Genomic DNA, 22,198 nt, shown 5'->3' with positions numbered 1-22,198 from the left:
TCAGCCATGAAGAGTTCAAGCCCCGCCGCCTCCCCGGTGCGGCCCGCCGGAGCCGCCCCCTCGGCCGCCCGGCGGACCGCCGCCGGGGAGGCGGGCGCCCGCCGCCGCGTGCGGCGCCAACTGCCCACCAGCCCCTGGCTGTTCGCCGCCCCCGGCCTCGTGATCGTCGGCTGGTTCATCCTCTACCCCTTCGTCAGTACGGTGATCAACGCGTTCACCGACAAACGGCAGCTGGTCGAGGGCAAGTACGTGGGCCTCGCCAACTTCCGCGAGCTGCTGCACGACGAGATGTTCTGGATCGGCCTGCGCAACAGCACCCTGTACGTCCTCGTGGTCGTGCCCGCGCTCGTCATCCTGCCGCTGCTGCTCGCGATGCTCGTCCAGAAGCAGATCCCCGGCATCACGTTCTTCCGGTCCGCCTTCTACACGCCGGTGGTCGCCTCCATCGTCGTCGTCGGCCTGATCTGGGTGTGGATGCTCGACGAGCGGGGCCTGGTGAACGCCGTCCTGGAGGCGGTGGGGGCGGGCAAGGTCGGCTTCCTCAGCGACCAGTGGCTGCTGCTGTTCTCCGCCATGGCCGTCACGGTCTGGAAGGGCCTCGGCTACTACATGATCATTTATCTGGCGGCGCTCGCGAACGTCCCCCGCGAACTGCACGAGGCCGCCGCCGTCGACGGGGCCGGACCGATCCGCCGCTTCGTCAGCGTCACCGTGCCCGCCGTGCGCTCCACCATGGTCCTGGTCGCCGCGCTGTCCTCGGTCGCCGCGTTCAAGGTGTTCTCCGAGGTGTATCTGATGGCGGGGCCAGCCGGCGGGCCCGCGGGCGAGGACACCACGCTCGTGATGCTCGTGCAGCGCACCGGCACCGGTCTGACCGGCCGCGTCGGCTACGCCTCCGCGATCTCCGTCGTCATCTTCGTCGTCACCGTCGCGCTGATGCTGCTCGTGCTGCGCGCGGACCGGAAGGAGAACCGATGACGACCCCGGACACCGAAGCGGTCCGCGCGGCGCGCGCCGAGGCCCCCAGGCCGCACAAGCGGCGGTTCACGGACGAGAACGGGCGCCGCATGCGGGTGTGGGAGCTCGCCCTGCGCTACTTCCTGCTGCTGCTCGTCCTGGCCCTGATGATCGGCCCGTTCCTGTGGCAGCTGTCGACGTCCCTGAAGGGACCGCACGAGAACATCTTCAGCTCGCCGCCCAAGTTCCTGCCGTCCGACCCGACCCTGCACAACTACGAACGCGTCGCCGACACCATCCCCGTGTGGGACTACGCGTTCAACTCCCTGAAGGTCGCCGCGGCGAACGTCGTCACCAACTGCGTGGGCGCGGCCCTCGCCGGATACGCCCTGGCGCGCCTGCGCTACCGCGGCCGCAAGGCGGCCACGCTCGTGTTCATCCTGGCGATGCTCGTGCCCGTCGAGGGCATCATCATCGCCCAGTTCACCACGATGCGGGACCTCGGCCTCAACAACACCCTCATCGGCGTCCTGCTGCCCGGCTGCGTCTCGGCGCTCAACGTGCTGCTGATGCGCAACGCCTTCCTCAACGTCCCGTACGAGATCGAGGAGGCCGCGTTCGTCGACGGGGCGAACGTGTGGCAGCGGTTCTTCCGCATCGCGCTGCCCGCCGTGAAGGGCACCCTCGCCGTCGTCGCCATCTTCGCCTTCATGGGCGCCTGGGACGACTTCCTGTGGCCCCTGATCGTCCTGAGCGACCCCGACAAGTTCACCCTGACCATCGGCCTCAACTACCTGCACGGCACCTTCGCCAACGACGAACGCCTCGTCGCCGCGGGCACGGTGATCGCCGTGCTGCCGCTGATCGTGCTCTTCGCCTGCCTCCAGCGGTACTTCTTCCGCGGGGTCGGGGAGGGCGCCGTCAAGGGCTGAGGCCCGCCCCACCCGCCCCTCTCCTTGAGAACCAGGATCCGCCTTGACGTCAGACGACCTGCCCGGCCCGGCCGCCGCCCCCGCGGGCCCGCCCCGCTTCGGCGCCAACTACACCCCCAGCGAAGGGTGGTTCCACCACTGGCTCGACTTCGACCTGGACTCCGTGCGCCGTGACCTCGACGCCATCGCCTCGCTCGGACTCGACCACATCCGGGTGTTCCCGATCTGGCCGTACTTCCAGCCCAACCGCACCCTGATCCGGCCGCGCGCCGTCGAGCAGCTCGTCGCGCTCGCCGACGCCGCCGCCGAGCGCGGGCTCGACGTCAACGTCGACGGCCTCCAGGGCCATCTGTCCAGCTTCGACTTCCTGCCCGCGTGGACGCAGACCTGGCACCGGCGCAACCTCTTCACCGACCCCGACGTGATCTCCGGCCAGCGGGAGTATCTGCGCACCCTCGCCGCGGCCCTCGCCGACCGGCCCAACTTCATCGGCATGACCATCGGCAACGAGATCAACCAGTTCGCCGCCGGGCCGCATCCCGACCCCGACCGCATCACCCAGGAGCAGGCCGGGGCCTGGCTTGAGCAGGTCCTCGCCGCCTGCGAGGAGGGGGCGCCCGGACGCCTCCACCTGCACGCCGAGTACGACGCCGCCTGGTACCAGGACGACCAGCCCTTCACCCCCGCCCAGGCCGCGCGGCTCGGGTCCGTGACGGCCGTGCACTCGTGGGTGTTCAACGGCACCGCGCAGCGGCACGGGCGCGACGGGGTCGCCACCGGGCAGCACGCGGCCTACCTCATCGAGCTGTCCAAGGCCTGGGCCCTGGACCCGCACCGGCCCGTGTGGCTCCAGGAGGTCGGCGCGCCCGCCCCGCTCATCCCCGCGGCGGACGCGGCCGCGTTCACCGAGACGACCGTGGCCGCGGCGCTCGACTGCGCCGACGTGTGGGGCGTGACGTGGTGGTGCTCCCACGACGTGTCGCGCTCCCTCGCGGACTTCCCCGAGCTGGAGTACAGCCTGGGGCTGCTCACCAACGAGGGCCGGGTCAAGCCCGCGGGGGCCGCCCTCGCCCGGCTCGCCAAGGAGCGGTGGGAGGTGCCCGCGGCGCGCGGCACGGCCGTCGTCGTCGACGTCGGGCCCGACGCGGGGCGCCGGGCCCGGTGCGGGCCCGGCGGGGACGTGTTCGAGGCCTACGCGCGGCTGGCCGGGCAGGGGGTGCGGCCCGCGCTGGTTCTCGCCGAACGGGCGGCGGACGCCGGGTACCTCGCGGAGCGAGGCATCACGGAGGTGGTCCTCCCGTCCGACGTCCTCTGACCGTTCCCGCCGCCCGCGTGGGACGCCCCTGACCCGCCCCTTCCCGATCCGGGGGCTGCCGCCCCCGTGCCCCCGCCTTTTCGGCGCTTCGCGCCTCGTCCTCAAACGCCGGACGGGCTGGATCTGTCGCCGGTCGTGGCAGATCTTTCAGCCTCTCCGGCGTTTGAGGAGCGGGGGCCCGGGGGCGGAGCCCCCAGTTTCGGGAAGGGGCGGGCTTGGGGAGCCCCCGGCAGGGCCACCACCTCAGCCATGCACGTGCGACGACCTAGGGAGACCCCTCATGCACGACGACCGCAAGCTCGTAGAAGGCCGGCTCAAGCGCGTTCTGGACGAGCGCATACGGCCCGCCGTCTACCCCGAGTCCGTTCCCCTGACGGTGGCCGTCTGGAACGCCCCGGGCGAACCGGTACCCGTGGCCGAAGGCCTCGCCGCCACCCCCGAGCCCATCGAGGCGGGGGCCCGCTGGGGCGCCCCCTGGGGCACCAGCTGGTTCCACGTGACCGGGACCGTCCCGGCCGCCTGGGCGGGCCGCACGGTGGAGGCGATCCTCGACCTCGGCTTCGACGAGAACATGCCCGGGTTCCAGTGCGAGGGCCTCGTCTACCGGCCCGACGGCACCCCGGTGAAGGGCCTCAACCCCCGCAACCAGTGGGTGCGGATCGCCTCCCCGGCCGAGGGCGGCGAGACCGTGGACCTGCGCGTCGAGGCCGCGTCCAACCCGGTCATCCTCGACTACCACCCCTTCCTGCCCACCCAGCTGGGCGACAAGGACACCGCGGGCAGCGAGCCGCAGTACCGCCTGGAGCGCATGGACCTCGCGGTGTTCGACGAGACGGTGTGGGGGCTCGTCATGGACCTGGAGGTCCTGGGTGAGCTGATGCAGGAGCTGCCCGAGGACTCGGGGCGCCGCCACGAGGTCCTGCGGGCGGTCGACCGCGCGCTCGACGCCGTGGACCTCCAGGACGTGAACGGCACGGCGGCCGCCGCCCGATCCCGCCTGGAGGGCGTCCTCGCCGCGCCCGCGCACGACTCCGCGCACCGCATCAGCGCCGTCGGCCACGCCCACATCGACTCGGCGTGGCTGTGGCCGCTGCGCGAGACCGTGCGGAAGGTGGCGCGGACCACCTCCAACATGACGGGCCTGCTCGACGACGACCCGGACTTCGTCTTCTCCATGTCGCAGGCGCAGCAGTGGGCGTGGGTGAAGGAGCACCGGCCCGAGGTGTGGGCGCGGGTGAAGAAGGCGGTCGCCGACGGCCGGTTCGTACCGGCGGGCGGCATGTGGGTGGAGTCCGACACGAACATGCCGGGCTCGGAGGCGATGGCCCGGCAGTTCGTGCACGGCAAGCGCTTCTTCATCGAGGAGTTCGGGGTCGAGAACGACGAGGCGTGGCTGCCGGACACCTTCGGCTTCGCCGCGGGCCTCCCGCAGATCATCAAGGCCGCCGGGTCGAAGTGGCTGCTCACCCAGAAGATCTCCTGGTCACAGACCAACAAGTTCCCGCACCACACCTTCCAGTGGGAGGGCATCGACGGCACCCGGATCTTCACGCACTTCCCGCCCGTCGACACCTACAACTGCGCGGTCAAGGGCAGCGAGATCGCGCACGCCGCGCGGAACTTCAAGGACAAGGGCGTGGCCCGGCACTCCCTCGCCCCGGTCGGCTGGGGCGACGGGGGCGGCGGCACGACCCGCGAGATGATCGCGAAGGTGGCCCGGCTGCGGAACCTGGAGGGCTCGCCGACCGTGCGCTGGGAGACCCCGGCGGAGTTCTTCGAGAAGGCCGAGGCGGAGTATCCGAACGCACCGGTGTGGGTCGGCGAGCTCTATCTGGAGCTGCACCGCGCGACGCTCACCAGCCAGGCAGGCACCAAGCAGGGCAACCGCCGCAGCGAGCACCTCCTGCGGGAGGCCGAGCTGTGGGCGGCGACGGCCGCGGTGCGCGCCGGATTCCCGTATCCGTACGAGGAGTTGGACCGCATCTGGAAGACGGTGCTGCTCCACCAGTTCCACGACATCCTGCCCGGCTCGTCGATCGCCTGGGTGCACCGCGAGGCCCGGGCGACGTACGCGGCCGTGGCGGACGACCTGAACGCGATCATCGACGCGGCGCAGCGGGCACTCGCGGGCGAGGGCGGGCGCACCCTCGTGTTCAACTCGGCGCCGCACGCCCGCGCCGGTGTCCCCGCGGGCGGTGCCCACGCCCCGGTGGCCGACGGCCAGTCGGGGATCGCCGCCCGCGCCGACGGCGGCTACGTCCTGGACAACGGCCTGCTGCGGGTCGAGGTCGACGGGCGCGGGCTCGTGGTCTCCGCCTACGACCTGGTGTCGGGGCGGGAGACGGTCGCGCCGGGGCAGGCCCTGAACCTGCCGCAGCTGCACGCCGACTTCCCGAACATGTGGGACGCGTGGGACGTCGACGAGTTCTACCGCCACACCGTCACCGACCTCACCGAGGCCGAGGCCGTCACGCCCGGAGACGGCGCGTCCGTGCGGGTCGAGCGCCGCTTCGGTGACTCGCGGATGACGCAGGTCCTGACCCTCGCCCCCGGGCAGCGGCGCCTCGACATCGACACCGAGGTGGACTGGCACGAGACGGAGAAGTTCCTCAAGCTGGCCTTCCCGCTGGACGTGCACGCCGAGCGGTACGCCTCCGAGACGCAGTTCGGGCACTTCCACCGGCCGACCCACACCAACACCAGCTGGGAGGCCGCGAAGTTCGAGGCCTGCAACCACCGCTTCGTGCACGTGGAGGAGCCCGGCTGGGGCGTCGCCCTCGTCAACGACTCCACGTACGGCCACGACGTGACCCGTACCGTGCGGGACGCCGACGCCGGGACGACCACCACGGTGCGGGTGTCGCTGCTGCGCGCGCCCCGCTTCCCCGACCCCGAGACCGACCAGGGCGTCCACCGCTTCCGGCACGCGCTCGCACCCGGCGCGGACATCGTCGACGCGGTGCGCGAGGGCTACCGGATCAACCTGCCGGAGCGGCGGGTCACCGGGGGTGCGGCGGACGTCGCGCCGCTGGTGAGCGTCGACGACGACGCCGTGGTCGTCACGGCCGTCAAGCTCGCCGACGACGGCAGCGGTGACGTCGTGATCCGCTTCCACGAGGCGCGGGGCGGCCGGGCCCGCACCACGCTGCGCCTCGGCTTCGACGCGGCGGCCGTGGACGTGACCGACCTCCTGGAGCGGCCCCTGACCGACGCGGACGCGCCGGAGCACGACGGGGGCGCGGTCGCCGTGTCGCTGCGGCCGTTCGAGCTGGTGACGCTGCGGGTGCGGCGGGCCTGACGGGCCACGCGCCGCACCGCGTGTGCGGGCCGCCGCTCGCGCCCCGGACGGGGAGAAGGGGCGCGGGCGGCGGCGGTCAGCGCGCCGCCGCGAGGAAGTCGCGCAGCAGCTCGTCGAAGGCCTCCGGCCGCTCCATGTTCGGGTAGTGCGCGGTGTCCGCGATCGTCGCCGTGCGGCCGTGGCGCATGGAGTGGGCCAGGCGGTGGGCCATGGCGATGTTGTCGCAGGTGTCGAGGTCGCCGGTGACGGCCAGGAGCGGCAGTGACAGGTCCGCGGCCCGTGCCCAGGTGTCGGTGACGGGCGTGAGCAGCGAGGCTTCGGCGCCGCTGTGCTTGGCGACGGTGTGCTGCGTCATCTCCCGCAGGCGGCGTACGACGTCCTGGTCGACGTCGTCGAGCGACCGGTGCGGGCCCGCTGCGAACAGCATGGTCGCGTCGACGAAGGCCGCGGCGTCCTCGGCGGCCGCGGCGCGCGCCCACTCGGCCTGGACGGCCAGGACCCAGGGGTGGTGGAACTCCGGCTCGCTGGTGCCCGCGCCGCAGACCACGAGGGCGCTGACCAGGTCCGGGTGTTCGAGCGCGGTGTCGACCGCGATGCCCGCGCCCATCGAAAGACCGACGACGACCGCGGGGCCGACGCCGAGGTGGCGCAGCAGCGCGGCCAGGTCGTCGGTCTGGCGGAACGGCACGGTCGCGTTCGAGGACCGGCCGTGGCCGCGCGCGTCCGGCGCGATGACCCGGTGGTGCCGGGCGAAGGCGTCGATCTGGGCGGCCCACATGCGGTGGTCGAGGAAGCCCCCGTGGAGCAGGACCAGCGGGTCGCCGGAGCCGGTGTCGCGGTAGGCGAGCGTGCCGTCGTCGGTGGTGAACGCGTGCAGGCCGGAGCCGTCCGCCTCGGGCAGAGCAGAAGCGTCAGTCATGACAACCAAGGTGTCATGTGGGCGGCAAGATGGCAACCAAGGTGTCATGATGCGGGGGTGAGTGATGAGCAGCGCAGCCCCGGCGAGCCCCTCGACCCCGACGCCCTCGCCGGCCGGCTCACCGAAGTGTTCGACCTGGTGGGCCCGTTGTACCGGCGTACGCAGCGCAAGGTGGAGCAGGCCGAGCCGATCGAGGGTCTGTCCGTCGGCGTGCGCGCGGTCCTGGACCTGCTGCGCAGGAACGGCCCCATGACCGTGCCGCAGATGGGGCGCGCCCAGTCGCTGAGCCGTCAGTTCGTCCAGCGCACGGTGAACGACGCGGCCGCGCGCGGCCTGGTCGAGGTCACCGCGAACCCCGCGCACCGCAGGTCGTCCCTGATCCGGCTCACGGGGCAGGGGGAGTCGGCGATCGCGGCCGCGGTGGCGCGCGAGCGCGCCGTGCTGCGGCAGGTGCGCGGCGGCATCACCGACGCCGACGTGACGGCGTGCGTGCGCGTCCTCGCGCGGATGCTGGAGCTGTTCGACGACGTCGACGTGGACTGAGCCCGCGGTCGCCGGGCGCTCAACTCCCGGCTGCGGAGCGGGTGTTCTGCTGCCGCCCGAACTGCCCGCGCAGCCACGCCTCCACCTCTCCCACGTGAGCGGCCGCCGCCGCCCGTGCCGCCTCCGGGTCGCGGGCCACCAGGGCCCGGTGGATGCGGTCGTGCTCGCGCCGGGTGCGCTCGAAGGCGCCCTCTTCCTGGTAGCCGCGCCACACCCGGGCCCGGAAGGTGCGCGAGGACAGGCCTTCGAGGATCGCGGCCATCGTGTCGTTGCCCGCCGCCAGGGCGATCGCGCGGTGGAAGGCCAGGTCGTGGGAGAGGATCTCCTCGGGGTCGTCGGTGGCGTTCATGGCCGCCAAGTGCTCCTCCACCTCGGCCAGCCGGTCCGGCGTGATGCGCGCGGCCGCCAGGGCCGTGGCCGTGGACTCCAGGACGCGGCGCACTTCGAGGAGCTCCACCAGGCGCGGCCCGCGGGACAGGTCCGCGACCACGCCGAAGGTCTCCAGGAGGTCACCGGCCTCCAACTGCGTGACGTAGATGCCCGATCCGTGCCGCGCCTCCAGGACGCCGAGCACCGTCAGGGCCCGGATGGCCTCCCGCATGGAGCTGCGCGAGATGCCCAGCTGGGCGGCCAGGTCCCGCTCGGTGGGCAGGCGCTGGCCCGGCTCCAGGAGCCCTTCCGCGATCATCGCCTTGATCTGCTCGATGGCCCGCTGCGTCACGGTGCCCTTCTGTGCGGGAACGGCGCTCTGCGGGGCCTGGTTCACGTGACGCTCCTTCATCCACTGGCCGGGTGCCGGGCAGTGTAGCGAGCAATGTGGTCCGACCACTACGGCCGGAATACGGGAAACATTGGCGACGAGGGGTGTTGTGCCGCCCAAGTGGTCTGATAAGTATGTCGCCCATCCGCCGCTGAACCGCGGCCCGGTACCACTCGATCCCGCCCGATGAGGAGCCGTCAGATGGTCGGCAGCACAGTGCGGAACACCACCGGCAGGCCCCGGCGGCCGCGGGCGCTCGGCGCCACCGCGGCGGCCGCCTGCGCCGCCCTCGCCCTCGCGGCCTGCGGCAGCACCAAGGACACCGGGGGAGCGGGCGGCGGGGGAGAGGGCAAGGTGGGTGTCGTCCTGCCGCTGCTCACCTCGCCGTTCTGGCAGTCGTACAACGACTACGTGCCGAGGATGGCGAAGTCCGAGGGCGTCGACGCGCTCAAGACCGTGAACTCCAACAGCGACCCCTCCCAGCAGATCACCGACATCAACAACCAGCTCAACCAGGGTGTGAAGGGCCTCGTCGTGGCCCCGCTCGACAGCGCCGCGGTCTCCGCCGGGCTCGACCAGGCCGAGCGCAAGGGCGTGCCCGTCGTCGCCGTGGACGTCGCCCCGGAGAAGGGCAGGGTCGCGATGGTCGTCCGCGCCGACAACGTCGCGTACGGCCGCAAGGCCTGCGACTACCTGGGCCGGCGGATCCGCAGCGGCAAGGTCGCGCAGATCATGGGCGACCTCGCGTCCGTCAACGGACGCGACCGCTCCGAGGCGTTCCGCGACTGCGTCAAGGAGAAGTACCCCCGGCTGAAGGTCCTGGAGATCCCCGCGAAGTGGGAGTCGGACACCGCCGCGTCCAAGCTGGACACCCTGCTGAACTCCCACCCCGACCTCAAGGGCGTCTACCTCCAGGCGGGCGGCGTCTACCTCGCGCCCACGCTCCAGACCCTCAAGTCCAAGGGCATGCTGAAGAAGGCGGGCGAGAAGGGCCACATCACCGTCGTGTCGAACGACGGGATCCCGCAGGAGTTCGACGCGATCCGCAAGGGGCAGATCGACGCCACCGTCTCGCAGCCCGCCGACGCGTACGCGAAGTACGGCATGTACTACATCAAGGCCGCGATGAACGGCAAGAAGTTCTCGCCCGGCCCCACCGACCACGGCTCGACCATCGTGAAGCTGCCCGGCGGCAATCTGGAGGACCAGCTGCCCGCGCCGCTCGTCACGCGGAAGAACGTCGACGACGCCGAGCTGTGGGGCAACGCGAGCCGATGAGCACGCAGAACGCGCAGAGCCCACCGCGCCCGTGCGGCGCCCCGCCCCTCGTCGAGGCGCGCGGCGTCGTCAAGCGCTACGGACCCACCGTGGCCCTCCAGGACGGCCGGCTCACCGTCCGGGCCGGGGAGTCCCACGCCCTCGTCGGCCGCAACGGCGCGGGCAAGTCCACCCTCGTCTCCGTCCTCACCGGCCTCCAGGCCCCGGACGCGGGCAGCGTCACCTTCGACGGCGAGCCCGCGCCGCCGCTCGCCGACCGCGACGCGTGGCGTCGCAAGGTGGCCTGCGTCTACCAGAAGCCCACCGTCGTCCCCGAACTGACCGTCGCCGAGAACCTCTTCATCAACCGGCAGCCGCGGGGCCGCGGCGGACTCATCAGCTGGCGCCGCCTGCGGGCCGAGGCCGCCGAGGTGCTGCACACCTGGGACGTGCGCGTCGACCCCGGGACCCGCACCGCCGACCTGAAGGTCGAGGACCGGCAGATGGTCGAGATCGCCCGCGCCCTGAGCTTCGGGGCGCGGTTCATCGTCCTCGACGAGCCGACCGCGCAGCTCGACAACCGCGAGATCGAGCGGCTCTTCACCCGCATGCGCGCGCTCCAGGAGGCGGGCGTCACCTTCCTGTTCATCTCGCACCACCTGCAAGAGGTGTACGAGGTGTGCCAGGCCGTCACCGTGCTGCGCGACGCCCGCTGGATCACCACCGCGCCCGTCGCCGACCTGCCGCGCGCCGCCCTCGTGGAGGCCATGGCGGGCGAGGCGCTCCCCGAGAGCGGGCGCCGGGCCGCGCCCGGGGTCCCCGACGAGGCGCCCGTGCTGCTCGACGTGCGCGGCCTCACCAGCCCCGCGTACGCCGAGGTCGACCTCACCGTGCGCCGCGGCGAGGTCGTCGGGCTCGCCGGGTCCAGCGGCAGCGGGAAGATCAGCCTGGCCGAGTCCTTCGCGGGCCTGCACACCCCGACCGGCGGCAGCGCCACCCTCGACGGCGCTCCGCTGCCCTTCGGCGACGTGCCCGCCGCGCTGCGCGCCGGGGTCGGCTGCGTGCCCCGCGACCGGCACGGCGAGGGCCTCGTCTTCTCCCTGTCGATCGGCGACAACGCCACCCTGAGCGTCCTCGGCCGCCTCGGCCGCCTCGGCTTCGTCTCCACCGACCGCAAGCGCGGCGTCGCCCGCGAGCTCATCGAGCGGCTCGACATCCACGCCGAGGGCCCCGACCAGCCCGTCTCCGACCTCTCCGGCGGCAACGCGCAGAAGGTCGTCATGGCCAGGGCCCTGGCCTCCGAGCCGCGGCTGCTCGTCCTCATCAACCCCACCGCGGGCGTCGACGTGAAGTCCAAGGAGTCCCTGCTCGCCCGCGTCGACCGGGCCCGCGACGACGGCACCGCCGTGCTCGTCGTCTCCGACGAACTCGACGACCTGCGCCGCTGCGACCGCGTCCTCGTCCTCTTCCACGGCCGCGTCGCGGCCGAGCACCCGGCGGGCTGGCACGACCACGAGCTGATCGCCTCCATCGAAGGAGTGGCCCGTGACCAACACGGCTGACACCCCCGTGAGCAACACAGCTGACACCTCCGAGAGCAGCACAGCTGACACCCGCGTGACCGACACGGCTGACACCCCCGTGACCGACACGGCTGACACCTCCGTGACCGGCGCGGCCGACGCCGAGACGTCCGCGCCCGCTTCCCCGCGGGCCGCGGAGCCCCGCGCCGCCAGGGCCGCCCTGCTGCGCCGCGCCCGCGAACTCGCGCTGCTGCCCGCCCTGGTGCTGCTCATGGTGCTCGGCGCCTTCGTCAACGACTCGTTCCTGACCGAGCGGAACCTGATCTCCGTCCTCGGTGCCTCCGCGGCCCTCGCAATGGTCGTCCTGGCCGAGTCCCTCGTCCTCATCACCGGCAAGTTCGACCTCTCCCTGGAGTCGGTCGTCGGCATCGCGCCCGCCGTGGGCGCGCTGCTCGTCCTGCCCGCCGCCCAGGCCGGTTTCGGCACCGAACTGCCCGCCGCCGTCGGGCTGCTCGCGATCGTCCTGGTGGGCGCGGTGATCGGCGCCTTCAACGGCCTCCTCGTGGTGAAACTGAAGCTCAACGCCTTCATCGTGACCCTGGCCATGCTGATCGTGCTGCGCGGCGTGCTCGTCGGTGCCACCGAGGGCAAGACGCTCTTCGGCCTGCCGGAGCCCTTCTTCACCCTCGCCACCTCCACCTTCCTGACCGTGCCGGTCTCCGTGTGGTGCGCGGCGGCCGCGTTCGGCGCCACCGGGCTCGTCCTGAAGTACCACCGGGTCGGCCGCGCCCTGTACGCGATCGGCGGCAACGCGGACGCGGCCCGCGCCGCGGGCATCCGCGTGGAGCGCGTCATGCTCGGCGTGTTCGTCGTCGCCGGGACGCTCGCCGCCGTCGGCGGCCTGATGCAGACCGGCTACGTCGGCGCCATCAACGCCAACCAGGGCCAGAACATGATCTTCACGGTGTTCGCCGCCGCGGTCATCGGCGGCATCGGCCTGGACGGCGGCAAGGGCACCATGTTCGGCGCGCTCACCGGCGTCCTGCTGCTCGGCGTCGTCCAGAACCTGCTGACGCTCGCCCAGGTGCCGTCCTTCTGGATCCAGGCCATCTACGGCGGGATCATCCTCGTCGCCCTGATGATCGCCCGCGTCACCACGGGCCGCGCACAGGACTGAGCCGCCGCCTCCCCGCCTCCCTTCCGGAAAGGCCTTCTGTGTCCCCGACTCCCCGCCGCGTCACGGCGGTCGACACGTACGACATACGGTTTCCCACCTCGCGGGAGCTCGACGGGTCCGACGCGATGAACCCGGACCCCGACTACTCGGCCGCCTACGTCGTCCTGCGCACCGACGCCGAGGACGGCCACGAAGGACACGGCTTCACCTTCACCATCGGACGCGGCAACGACGTCCAGGTCGCCGCCGTCGACGCCCTGCGCGGCCATGTCGTCGGGCGCCCCCTGGACACGCTCTGCGCCGACCCCGGCACCCTCCACCGCGACCTGGTCGGGGACAGCCAACTGCGCTGGCTCGGCCCCGAGAAGGGCGTGATGCACATGGCCATCGGCGCCGTCGTCAACGCCGTCTGGGACCTGGCCGCCAAACGCGCCGCCAAGCCGCTGTGGAAGCTGCTCGCCGACGCGGACCCGGCCTGGCTCGTCTCCCAGGTCGACTTCCGCTACATCGCCGACGCGCTCACGCCCGAGGACGCCCTCGCGCTCCTGCGCACGGGCCGCGACGGCGCGCGGCGGCGCGAGGCCCTGCTGCGCGAGCACGGCTACCCCGGCTACACCACCTCGCCCGGCTGGCTCGGCTACAGCGACGAGAAGCTCACCCGGCTCGCCCGCCAGGCCGTCGCCGACGGCTTCACCCAGATCAAGCTCAAGGTCGGCGCCGACCTCGCCGACGACGTCCGCCGCTGCCGCGCCGCCCGCGCCGCCATCGGCCCCGGCATCCGCCTCGCCATCGACGCCAACCAGCGCTGGAACCGCGACGAGGCGGTGCGCTGGACCCGCGCCCTCGCCGAGTTCGACCCGTACTGGGTGGAGGAGCCCACCAGCCCCGACGACGTCCTCGCGCACGCCGCGATCCGCGACGCCGTCGCGCCCGTGAAGGTCGCCACCGGCGAACACGTGCAGAACCGCATCGTGTTCAAGCAGCTGCTCCAGGCGGGCGCCGTCGACGTCCTCCAGATCGACGCGGCCCGCGTCGGCGGCGTCAACGAGAACCTCGCCATCCTGCTGCTCGCCGCCCGCTTCGGCGTGCCGGTGTGCCCGCACGCGGGCGGCGTAGGACTGTGCGAACTCGTCCAGCACCTGTCGATGTTCGACTACGTGGCCCTGTCCGGCACCACCGAGAACCGCGTCATCGAGTACGTCGACCACCTCCACGAGCACTTCACCGACCCCGTGGAGGTACGCGCCGGACACTACGCCGCGCCCACCGCCCCCGGCTTCTCGGCGACGATGCGTGCCGAGTCCATCGCCCGCTACACCTACCCCGACGGAGCGTTCTGGGCCGCCGACCGCGCCCGGCGAAAGGGAGCAGCCGCATGACGGACTTCGAGGGCCTCAGCGCCCTGGTCACCGGAGGCGCCTCCGGCATCGGGCGGGCCACCGCCGAGCTCCTCGCCGCGCGCGGCGCCCGCGTCGCCGTGCTCGACCGGGACCCGGACGGCGTGCCCGAGCCGCTGCGCGCGTACACCGCCGACGTCACCGACGACACGGCGGTACGGGCCGCGGTCGCGGCGGCCGCCGCCGACCTCGGCGGCCTGGACGTCCTCGTCAACAACGCGGGCATCGGCGCACAGGGCACCGTGGCCGACCACGACGACGCACAGTGGCACGCCGTCCTCGACGTCAACGTCCTCGGCCTGGTCCGCACGACCCGCGCCGCCCTGCCGCACCTGCGCCGCTCCGCGCACGCGGCGATCGTCAACACCTGCTCCATCGCCGCGACCGCGGGGCTTCCGCAGCGCGCCCTGTACTCGGCGTCCAAGGGCGCCGTGCTGTCCCTCACGCTCGCCATGGCCGCCGACCACGTCCGCGAGGGCATCCGCGTGAACTGCGTCAACCCGGGCACCGTCGACACCCCGTGGGTCGCCCGGCTCCTGGACGCCGCCCCCGACCCGGCCGCCGAGCGCGCCGCCCTGGCCGCGCGCCAGCCCACCGGCCGCCTGGTGCGCGCCGAGGAGGTCGCGGCGGCCATCGCCCACCTCGCGAGCCCCCTGTCCGGCGCCACCACCGGCACGGCCCTCGCCGTGGACGGCGGCATGCAGGGCCTGCGGCTCAGGCCGGCGGCCCCCCGGTGAACGGCCTGCGCACCCGGCGCCTGGGCCGCGGCCCGGTCGCCGTCGGCGAGCTGTCCCTCGGCGGCGCGGGCCTCGGCAACCTCTACGCGCCGGTCGGCGACGAGACCGCCGCCCGCGCCCTGGAGGCGGCCTGGGACGCGGGCCTGCGCTCCTTCGACACGGCCCCGCACTACGGCCTCGGCCTGTCCGAACGGCGGCTCGGCGCGGCCCTGCGCGGGCGCCCCCGGGACGCGTACACCCTCTCCACCAAGGTGGGGCGGATCCTGGAGCCGGTCACCGGACCCGTCCACGGCGACGACCTGGCCGACGGCGGCTTCGCCGTGCCCGCCGCGCACCGCCGCCGCTGGGACTTCAGCGCGGACGGGGTGCGCCGCTCCCTGGAGTCGAGCCTGGCCCGGCTCGGCCTCGACCGGGTGGACGTCGTCTACCTCCACGACCCCGACGACCACGGCGAACAGGCCTTCCGCGAGGGCTATCCGGCCCTGGAGCGGCTGCGCGCCGAAGGCGTCGTGGGCGCGATCGGCGCGGGCATGAACCAGGCCGCGATGCTCACGCGCTTCGTGTGCGACACGGACGTCGACGCCGTGCTGTGCGCGGGCCGCTACACCCTCCTGGACCACACGGCGCTGCCCGCGCTGCTGCCCGCCGCGCACGAGCGCGGCGTGTCCGTCGTCATCGGCGGCGTCTTCAACTCCGGCCTCCTCGCCGACCCCCGGGACGGGGCCCGCTTCGACTACGCGCAGGCGCCGCCCGCGCTGCTCCACCGCGCCCGGCGGCTGCGGGAGGTCGCCGCACGGCACGGCGTCGGGCTGCGCGCCGCGGCCCTGGCCTTCCCGTTCGGGCACCCGGCCGTGACGAGCGTGCTCGTCGGCGTCCACGGCCCGGACCAGGTCCGCGACGCCGTCGCACAGTTCGCCGTCGACGTGCCCGCCGCCTTCTGGGCCCAGGCGCGGGCCGAGGGCCTGCTGCCGCCGCACGTGCCCGTACCGGGGGAGGAGCTGCCGTGACGAGCCGGACCGAAGGGCCGACCACCGCTCCGGAGGCGGTCGTCGACGCCCATCACCACGTGTGGGACCTCGCCGTGCGCGATCAGGACTGGATCACCGGGCCCGCGCTGGCCCCGCTGCGGCGCGACTTCACGCTCGCGGACCTCGCGCCGCACGCCCGCGCGCACGGCGTCACCGCCACCGTCCTCGTGCAGACCGTCACCGTGCCCGAGGAGACCCCGGAGCTCCTGGCCCTCGCGGCGGACGACGACCTGGTCGCCGGGGTGGTCGGCTGGACCGACCTCACCCGGCCCGGCGTCGCCGACACCTTGGCCGCGCTCCGCGAACTGCCCGGCGGGCGGCGCCTGGTGGGCATCCGCCACCAGGTGCAGAGCGAACCCGACCCCGAGTGGCTGCTGCGCGCGGACACGCGGCGCGGCCTCGCCGCCGTGGCGGACGCGGGGCTCGCGTACGACCTCGTGGTGCGCCCGGACCAGCTGCCGCGGTGCGCCGAGGCGGCCGCACGCCTGCCCCACCTCACCTTCGTCCTCGACCACTTGGGCAAACCGCCCGTGGCCTCCGGCGCCCTCGAACCCTGGGCGTCGTCGCTGCGTGCCCTCGCGGCCCTGCCGAACACCGTGTGCAAGCTGTCCGGCCTGGTCACCGAAGCCGACTGGACGGCCTGGACGGTGGCCGACCTCAGGCCCTATGCGGACACCGTCCTCGACGCCTTCGGGCCCGGCCGCCTGATGTTCGGCTCGGACTGGCCGGTGTGCGGGCTCGCCGCCTCGTACGCCCAAGTCGTCGACGCCGCACGGGCGGTGACGGCGGACCTGAGCGCCGCCGAGCGCGCGCAGGTGTTCGCGGACACGGCCCGGCGCGCGTACGGCCTGCCGGAGCCGGGCCGGGCCGGCGCGGGCGGCCTCAGCTCTCCGGGTCCTGCGGCTCCGCAGGGACCGCCGGGGTGACCCCGGCCGGGCCCTCCGGCGGCAGCGCCTCCTCCTCGGGGCAGTCCTCGGCCTTGGGGCCGTGACAGCCGCGCGGCGGCCCCGCCCAGATCCCCAGGTCGTCGAATTCGTCCGGGCCTTCCAGGCCCTCGGGTGCGTCCGGCTCGACGGACACGCGGTCCGCGTCACGGGAGGGAACGTCAGGACGGGTCATCGCTGTCTCCTCGGGTCCGGCGCCGTGGTTCGTAGATCTCCACGAGGTCCAGGTCGGTCGCTCGTACGTACAGGCCGCCCGTGCCGGGCAGCCGCGGCCCGAACGCGCCGTCGGCCTCCATGCGGTACTGGGACTCCAGGAAGAGGTCGCCGGGCTGGGGATAGGCGGAGGCGCGCGAGCGCGTGCCGTACCAGCCTCCCGCCCAGCCGCCGTTCTTGAGCCGCACCCGGACGAAACACGCCCCCCGGTCCTGGAACAGGGCGTCCCACGCCGTGGGCGTGCGCTCGTGCAGGGCCGCGCGCCGCCGCCGCGTCCAGCGGGCCTCCACCCGGGCGAGCAGGGCGGGCACGGCGACGGCGAGCAGCAGCAGACACAGGCCGAACGCGCGCGGACGGTTCGCCACACCGGCGAGGGCCGTCGTCCCGCCGCCCCGCAGCAGCCGGACGAGCTGCGGCCCCGCGGCCATCAGATACACCGTGTCGAGCAGCACGCCCACGCCCAGGGCCCGCAGGATCCGGTTGCCGCTCTCCTGCTCGGCCTCCCGGATGCCGAGGAACCCCTCCCTGGCGAAGAGGTACGTGGTCCCGGGCAGTACGAGGAGCACCACGATCGCCAGCTGCTGGACCGTGCCCGGGGTCATTCACGTGCCTTTCGCCGTGTCCGGCGGCCGCGCCTGCCGCCCCCGCCACCGGACGTGTCGCCCCGCCGGGCCTCCCAGGCCACACCTTGCGCCAGTTTCCGCAGATCGTCCAGGTCGCCGAGGTGCGCGCGCAGCTTCACCCAGTCGCCCCGCGCACGGCCGATCCGCGTCAGCTCCTGCCCGGCCCGGCCGAGCAGTTCGGCCGCGGCCGCCTCGTCGTCCCGGGCCCAGGCCAGGCGGCCGAGCACCAGCAGGAGGAAGGCGGCGAGCATGTGCTGCGGCTCCCGAGTGCGCCGCTCGAGGAGGAGCAGCGCGCGCGAGAAGCAGGTCGCCGCGCGGTCGAGCCGGTCACGGCCCAGGCTCTCCACCCCGTCGACGACGAGGGCGCACACCTGCGACAGCACGCCGGGGCCGAGGGCCGGTGCGCCCGGCAGGCCGGCGAGCGACCGGTCCGCCTCCTGAAGGAGCCGCACGGTCTCGCGCCGCTGCGGGCGGGCCCCGCCCATCGACTCGGTGAGGACCAGGACGTGGTCCAGTACGCCGACGGCGTCCGCCGCCCGCTCCCGGGCGAGGAGGGCCGCGCCGAGCAGCAGACAGGCGCGCGCCGTCTGCGGCCGCAGGCCCGCCGCGGCGAAGACGGAGCGGCAGTCCTGGAGGAAGGCCAGCTCGCGCTCGCCCGTGGGCTGCCCGGACTCCAGGGCGAGCAGGGCGTTGCTCCCTGCCTTGACCAGCGTCTCGCGGGCGCCGGCCCGGCGGCAGTGCGTCCAGCTCTCCAGATACGAGGCGAGCCCGCGCGCGAGGTCACCGGAGCGGCTGTGGGCCACGCCCAGGTTGAGGCGCACGTGGCCGAGGAGGGCGTCGTCGGCCGCGGCCTGCTCGGTGACGATCCGCAGGGCCCGCTCTCCGGTGCTGATCGCCTCGTCGTAGCGCTCCTCGTCCGCGTAGGCCAGACAGAGGCAGCCGAGCAGATAGCCCAGGGTGTCGGGGGAGGTGGTGCGCCGGAGCTGGGGCAGTTCGACGAGCTGGAGGTGTGCGATCCGCGCGTACGCGGGCATCCGCTCCAGCTCCGCGAAGTCCCGGGCGGGCGGGGGCGGCTTCACGTGCCCACCAGCGCGAAGGGCGCCCACAAATAGGGGTGGGCGAAGGGCTGTTCGGGCACGCCGTCGTGCGTGAGACGGTGCCGGACCCCGTCGGGAAGCCAGTCCAGGGCGAGCAGCGCCGACAGGCGCGCGGACCGCAGCCACAGCTGGGCCGCCCGCAGGGCCCGCGCGGGCGTGGGCGGTCCGGGCGGCGGCGCGGGCCCCGGGCCCGGCTCGGCGTCGAGGCCGAGCAGCCGCCGGTAGCAGGCGAGCATCAGCAGGACGGCCGCGCTGTCGCGGGCTTCCCACTGCGTGCAGACGACCCCGGCTCCGCCCGCGAGCATGATGCCCGTGGGCAGGCCGATGGCCTCGTCGGGCAGCCGGGTGTCGACCAGACCCGACTCGCAGGCGGACAGCGTCACGAGCCGGGCGCGCTCCAGCGGCCGGGGCCGGGCGTCCAGCAGGTCGGCCAGGGTGACGCGGCCGCCGTCCAGGTCGAGCCCGGAGGCCAGCGGATCGCCGGGGTCGTAGGCGCCGTGGCAGGCCAGGTGCACATGGGTGGCGCGGGCCAGGCCGGTCAGCAGGTCCCGGGTCACGTGGTGGCCCTCGCCGACGGTGGCGAAGAGACGGGTGAGCGCCGCCGCCTCCTGCGCGGCCAGGAGGCCGCTGTCCGCACCGGAGTCGGCGGCCGCCACGAGGACCGGGACGGACGGCGTGCCCGCGGCCCGCCGCCGGGCCGCGCGCAGCAGCCGCACCGACGGGGCGTAGGCCACGGAGTGCGTGGCGAGGAGCGGTTCGCCGGTCGCGGGCAGCGTCGCGGCGTGCAGTGGAAGGTGGGCCAGGGGGCCGCAGGCCACCACGGTCGCGCCCGCCGCCGCGGGGCCGAGGGCGGCGGCGAGCGGCGCGACCAGACGGCTGCCGAGCCGGGCCAGCAGGGGCCGCATCCCGCGCCCGTCGGCACGCGCGGCCCCGGCGACCTCCCGGGCCAGGCCGGTGGCCTCCTCGGTGGTGAGCGGTGACCACACGGCTTCGAGGCCGGGCCCGGGGTCACTCCCGTGCCGGACGATCAGGGACACGCTCCCGGCCGGGGCGCAGGCGACGTAGCACAGCGGCTCCCCGGGGCGGGCCGCGGCACGGACGTCGGCCCACGTCGTGTGCCGGAGGAAGGTCTCCATGCCGGGCAGTTCCCGGATCCGCGCGACGGCGGCCGCCAGCGCGGCACGGGCCTCCCCGAGGAGCTCGCCCACCTCGTACTCGGCGGCCTCGACCTGCCGACCGTCGCCCGTGGCGGAACGCGGCCTGCCCAGCTCGCGGTTGCGGGACTCCAGGGCCTGCACGGCCTCGGCGGCCCGCGCGTACGCGGCGTGCGCCCGCGGGTCCGTCCGGGACACCTCCGTGAGCTGGGCCCGGTCCGGCGAGAGCGCCAGGTGGAAGGTGCGCGTGCGGCCCCGCTCCAGGCACAGCACCGCGTCCTGGAGCCGCCCCGCACGGGCGAGCGCGTAGGCGGCCCGCTGGTGCAGGTCCCCCGCCGACCTGAGGTGCCGCTCCCGCGACAGGCTCACCAGGCAGGACCGGAACAGCTCGTCGTCGGCCGCCACGGCCTGCCCGTACGCGGCGCTCGCCCGGGGCCAGTCGGCCCGCTCGGCGACGGCGTTCCCGAGGTCCGTCGCCACCTCGCGCAGCACCTCCGGGCGGTCGTGCGCCCGGTCCACCGCAGCTTCCAGGGACGACAGCTCAAGGGCCCGCAGCTCGCTCTCCCGGGCCGGGTCGAGGGCCCGGCAGAGGCGGGCGGCGTCCGCCACCTGACCGTGCGCGAGGGCGAGTTCCACCCGGGTCGGCAGCCCCTCATAGGCGTCGACGGCCTCCCGCACATGGCGCAGGCCCTGCCGGGCCGTGGCCACCGGATCGTCGGTCGCGCCCCGCTCCGCCTGCCGGAGCAGGGCGAAGCCGAGCTTGGTGGTGGAGCGGGCCCACAGCTGCGGAGCGGCGTCCTTGGGCCGGTCCGCGAGGGCGGCCCGGTGCAGCCGCACCTCCTCGTCGTACGCACCGAGGGCGTGGGCGATGAGGGCCAGCTTGTCGCGGGTGCTGGACGCCTCGGCGCGGTCCCCGACGCGCTCGTAGATCCGCAGTGCGCGCAGGGCGTGCTCACGGGCCCGGAGGTGGTTGTCCCGGCGGTCCCCGCGGACCCGCTTGCACAGCGACACCGCCAGCCTGGCCTGGGTGTTGGCCCACTGCTCGGGGTCGGTCTCCTCCGACTCGACCTCGTTGAGCCGCTCGTAGAGGCGGATCACCTGCTCCTGGTTCACGGCCGGGTCGCCCTGCTGCCGCACGTTGTACGCCCCCGCGAGGAGGCTCTGCGCGTCGCACCACAGGTACTTGGCGGTGGCGGGGTCGAGCCGTTCGACGACCGGCCTCAGGAGGCCGATGGCCTCCTCGATCTCCTCGGGGCCCGACTGGGTGCCCCGCTCGATGAGCACGACGGCCAGTTCGGTGCGGGCCCGCGCCCACGTCTCCGCGGCCGTCTCGGGCGTCACCGCCGCCAGGGCCGTGCGCAGATGGCGCATCGCGTACTCCTGGTTGGCGCGGAAGTCGCCGATGGCCCGCCGGCCGTAGGTGCGCCCCACTTCGAGGTGGGCTACGGCCCGGGCCGTGGCGTCCTCCTCGCCGGCGAGGCCGCGGGCCGCGCGGAGCAGCAGCCCGATGCCGCGTTCGACGTCGATCACGTCGCCTTCGCGGCGCATGGCGCACAGGGCCTGGCCCAGGCACATCCGGAGGGCGGCGCGCAGGCCGGGGTGGGCGTCGCCGTCGCCGAGCAGGTCGAGACCCTGCTCGGCCAGGCGCACGAGCTCGTCGACGAGCGGCCCGTGGGTGACGGACCGGCCGAGGCCGGGCGGCCACGTCGCGGCGATCCGCTCCAGGATCTCCAGCACCCGCGCCGGTGGCGGCCCGTCCCCGGACTTGACGGGGAAGGAGCCCGACTCCTCGGCCGGGAGGTCGTCCGACACGTAGGAGCGCAGGAAGAGGGACGCCGCCTCGAAGGGCAGGCGGAGACTGCCGAACTCCTCCGCCTCCTCGGCGCTGACCGGGCCGAGCCGGTCCAGGAGGGCGTCCACATAGGTCTTCCGGTTCGCCTCGTCGGCCGTGGCCGAGGAGTCCGGCGGGCAGAAGAAGAACAGCTGCGGCACGGAGCGGCTGCCGTACACGAGCAGCGGAACGCCCCGGCGGGTCCTGGTCGCGCAGACCGGGCACGTGACCGCCGGGACCTCCCCGGCGATCACCTTCTCGACCAGATCCGGTCGCGCGTCGGCGTCGACGGCCATGTACGTCTCGTCGTCCGCCGACGCACCGCAGTCCTCGCAGTTCCAGCGGAACCGCAGGACGGACGAATAGTCCATCGTTCCCCCCGAGAGCGCCCGCCCCACCCCCTGGCGCGAGCCCGTCCCTTCCCCTGGGGAGGAACGGTAGAGCCGGGCCCCGAGCGTGTCCAAGGCATGCGACAGGACGGGCATGCCGGAGT

Annotated in this window: 18 protein-coding genes; 12 read left to right on the top strand and 6 right to left on the bottom strand. The window is 74.1% G+C overall.

The genetic code is table 11. The features are described 5' to 3' along the window. Positions 1–6: 6 nt before the first annotated feature. The 4 genes from AC5WAM_RS07045 (at position 7) to AC5WAM_RS07030 (ending at position 6,502) form a co-directional block, all read left to right on the top strand. Positions 7–978, top strand: coding sequence for a carbohydrate ABC transporter permease (locus AC5WAM_RS07045; protein ID WP_172381443.1), 972 nt, complete (start codon positions 7–9; stop codon positions 976–978). Further along, complete coding sequence (locus AC5WAM_RS07040) at positions 975–1,889, top strand: carbohydrate ABC transporter permease (RefSeq protein ID WP_495522006.1); 915 nt, start codon at positions 975–977, stop codon at positions 1,887–1,889. Before AC5WAM_RS07045 ends, AC5WAM_RS07040 begins: the two co-directional genes overlap by 4 nt. Positions 1,890–1,932: 43 nt before the next feature. Then, a complete protein-coding gene (locus AC5WAM_RS07035) occupies positions 1,933–3,204 on the top strand; it encodes a glycoside hydrolase 5 family protein (protein WP_495522005.1) in 1,272 nt (423 codons plus the stop codon). Between the two features lie 280 nt (positions 3,205–3,484). Further along, a complete protein-coding gene (locus AC5WAM_RS07030; RefSeq protein WP_495522004.1) occupies positions 3,485–6,502 on the top strand; it encodes an alpha-mannosidase in 3,018 nt (1,005 codons plus the stop codon). A gap of 76 nt (positions 6,503–6,578) precedes the next feature. Here AC5WAM_RS07030 and AC5WAM_RS07025 read toward each other — a convergent pair whose 3' ends face one another. Further along, entirely contained in the window at positions 6,579–7,421 is an 843-nt protein-coding gene (locus AC5WAM_RS07025; protein WP_495522003.1) for an alpha/beta fold hydrolase, read from the bottom strand. A gap of 57 nt (positions 7,422–7,478) precedes the next feature. On the opposite strand from AC5WAM_RS07025, the gene AC5WAM_RS07020 reads away from it, so the two are divergent. Continuing rightward, a complete protein-coding gene (locus AC5WAM_RS07020) occupies positions 7,479–7,964 on the top strand; it encodes a MarR family winged helix-turn-helix transcriptional regulator (RefSeq protein WP_495522002.1) in 486 nt (161 codons plus the stop codon). 19 nt (positions 7,965–7,983) lie between these two features. Here the strand turns inward: AC5WAM_RS07020 and AC5WAM_RS07015 are convergent, their stop codons facing one another. Next, the gene (locus AC5WAM_RS07015) at positions 7,984–8,745 is read right to left on the bottom strand and encodes a FadR/GntR family transcriptional regulator (protein WP_495522001.1); all 762 of its coding nucleotides are present in this window, start codon (positions 8,743–8,745) and stop codon (positions 7,984–7,986) included. 180 nt (positions 8,746–8,925) lie between these two features. On the opposite strand from AC5WAM_RS07015, the gene AC5WAM_RS07010 reads away from it, so the two are divergent. From AC5WAM_RS07010 to AC5WAM_RS06980, 7 genes are read left to right on the top strand one after another with little or no spacing between them, the layout of a single operon-like run. Then, positions 8,926–10,002 (top strand): sugar ABC transporter substrate-binding protein, encoded by a 1,077-nt coding sequence (locus AC5WAM_RS07010; RefSeq protein ID WP_495522000.1) that lies wholly within the window; start codon positions 8,926–8,928, stop codon positions 10,000–10,002. Then, the gene (locus AC5WAM_RS07005; protein WP_495521999.1) at positions 9,999–11,543 is read left to right on the top strand and encodes a sugar ABC transporter ATP-binding protein; all 1,545 of its coding nucleotides are present in this window, start codon (positions 9,999–10,001) and stop codon (positions 11,541–11,543) included. Before AC5WAM_RS07010 ends, AC5WAM_RS07005 begins: the two co-directional genes overlap by 4 nt. Continuing rightward, positions 11,527–12,681, top strand: coding sequence for an ABC transporter permease (locus AC5WAM_RS07000; RefSeq protein WP_495521998.1), 1,155 nt, complete (start codon positions 11,527–11,529; stop codon positions 12,679–12,681). Before AC5WAM_RS07005 ends, AC5WAM_RS07000 begins: the two co-directional genes overlap by 17 nt. A 38-nt stretch (positions 12,682–12,719) precedes the next feature. Continuing rightward, positions 12,720–14,060, top strand: coding sequence for an enolase C-terminal domain-like protein (locus AC5WAM_RS06995; RefSeq protein ID WP_495521997.1), 1,341 nt, complete (start codon positions 12,720–12,722; stop codon positions 14,058–14,060). Then, complete coding sequence (locus tag AC5WAM_RS06990) at positions 14,057–14,815, top strand: SDR family NAD(P)-dependent oxidoreductase (protein WP_366793896.1); 759 nt, start codon at positions 14,057–14,059, stop codon at positions 14,813–14,815. The genes AC5WAM_RS06995 and AC5WAM_RS06990 overlap by 4 nt, the downstream gene beginning before the upstream one ends. Continuing rightward, positions 14,812–15,822 carry an aldo/keto reductase gene (locus AC5WAM_RS06985; protein WP_495521996.1) on the top strand — a complete coding sequence of 337 codons (1,011 nt, stop codon included), beginning with the start codon at positions 14,812–14,814 and terminating at the stop codon, positions 15,820–15,822. Before AC5WAM_RS06990 ends, AC5WAM_RS06985 begins: the two co-directional genes overlap by 4 nt. Next, complete coding sequence (locus AC5WAM_RS06980) at positions 15,819–16,769, top strand: amidohydrolase family protein (RefSeq protein WP_495521995.1); 951 nt, start codon at positions 15,819–15,821, stop codon at positions 16,767–16,769. Before AC5WAM_RS06985 ends, AC5WAM_RS06980 begins: the two co-directional genes overlap by 4 nt. Here AC5WAM_RS06980 and AC5WAM_RS06975 read toward each other — a convergent pair. From AC5WAM_RS06975 to AC5WAM_RS06960, 4 genes are read right to left on the bottom strand one after another with little or no spacing between them, the layout of a single operon-like run. Beyond that, complete coding sequence (locus AC5WAM_RS06975) at positions 16,726–16,962, bottom strand: hypothetical protein (RefSeq protein ID WP_495521994.1); 237 nt, start codon at positions 16,960–16,962, stop codon at positions 16,726–16,728. The genes AC5WAM_RS06980 and AC5WAM_RS06975 overlap by 44 nt on opposite strands. Next, a complete protein-coding gene (locus AC5WAM_RS06970; protein ID WP_495521993.1) occupies positions 16,949–17,602 on the bottom strand; it encodes a DUF6338 family protein in 654 nt (217 codons plus the stop codon). Before AC5WAM_RS06970 ends, AC5WAM_RS06975 begins: the two co-directional genes overlap by 14 nt. Next, complete coding sequence (locus AC5WAM_RS06965) at positions 17,599–18,702, bottom strand: tetratricopeptide repeat protein (RefSeq protein ID WP_495521992.1); 1,104 nt, start codon at positions 18,700–18,702, stop codon at positions 17,599–17,601. Before AC5WAM_RS06965 ends, AC5WAM_RS06970 begins: the two co-directional genes overlap by 4 nt. After that, positions 18,699–22,076: a CHAT domain-containing protein gene (locus AC5WAM_RS06960; RefSeq protein ID WP_495521991.1), complete on the bottom strand. Its 3,378-nt coding sequence runs from the start codon at positions 22,074–22,076 to the stop codon at positions 18,699–18,701. The genes AC5WAM_RS06965 and AC5WAM_RS06960 overlap by 4 nt, the downstream gene beginning before the upstream one ends. Positions 22,077–22,198 lie beyond the last annotated feature (122 nt).

The sequence above is a fragment of the Streptomyces sp. JLYT201 genome (assembly GCF_059448825.1).
The sequence above is the reverse complement of the archived record's forward strand: the minus strand, read 5'-3'. Positions and strand labels throughout refer to the sequence as shown.

What these genes read in the sequence shown, in the direction of transcription:
- AC5WAM_RS07010 (WP_495522000.1), top strand. Translation starts at nt 8,926, where the DNA reads ATGGTCGGCAGCACAGTGCGGAACACCACCGGCAGGCCCCGGCGGCCG.
- AC5WAM_RS06970 (WP_495521993.1), bottom strand. Translation starts at nt 17,602, where the DNA reads ATGACCCCGGGCACGGTCCAGCAGCTGGCGATCGTGGTGCTCCTCGTA.
- AC5WAM_RS07030 (WP_495522004.1), top strand. Translation starts at nt 3,485, where the DNA reads ATGCACGACGACCGCAAGCTCGTAGAAGGCCGGCTCAAGCGCGTTCTG.
- AC5WAM_RS06990 (WP_366793896.1), top strand. Translation starts at nt 14,057, where the DNA reads ATGACGGACTTCGAGGGCCTCAGCGCCCTGGTCACCGGAGGCGCCTCC.
- AC5WAM_RS06975 (WP_495521994.1), bottom strand. Translation starts at nt 16,962, where the DNA reads ATGACCCGTCCTGACGTTCCCTCCCGTGACGCGGACCGCGTGTCCGTC.
- AC5WAM_RS07015 (WP_495522001.1), bottom strand. Translation starts at nt 8,745, where the DNA reads ATGAAGGAGCGTCACGTGAACCAGGCCCCGCAGAGCGCCGTTCCCGCA.
- AC5WAM_RS06960 (WP_495521991.1), bottom strand. Translation starts at nt 22,076, where the DNA reads ATGGACTATTCGTCCGTCCTGCGGTTCCGCTGGAACTGCGAGGACTGC.
- AC5WAM_RS07040 (WP_495522006.1), top strand. Translation starts at nt 975, where the DNA reads ATGACGACCCCGGACACCGAAGCGGTCCGCGCGGCGCGCGCCGAGGCC.
- AC5WAM_RS07005 (WP_495521999.1), top strand. Translation starts at nt 9,999, where the DNA reads ATGAGCACGCAGAACGCGCAGAGCCCACCGCGCCCGTGCGGCGCCCCG.
- AC5WAM_RS07045 (WP_172381443.1), top strand. Translation starts at nt 7, where the DNA reads ATGAAGAGTTCAAGCCCCGCCGCCTCCCCGGTGCGGCCCGCCGGAGCC.
- AC5WAM_RS07025 (WP_495522003.1), bottom strand. Translation starts at nt 7,421, where the DNA reads ATGACTGACGCTTCTGCTCTGCCCGAGGCGGACGGCTCCGGCCTGCAC.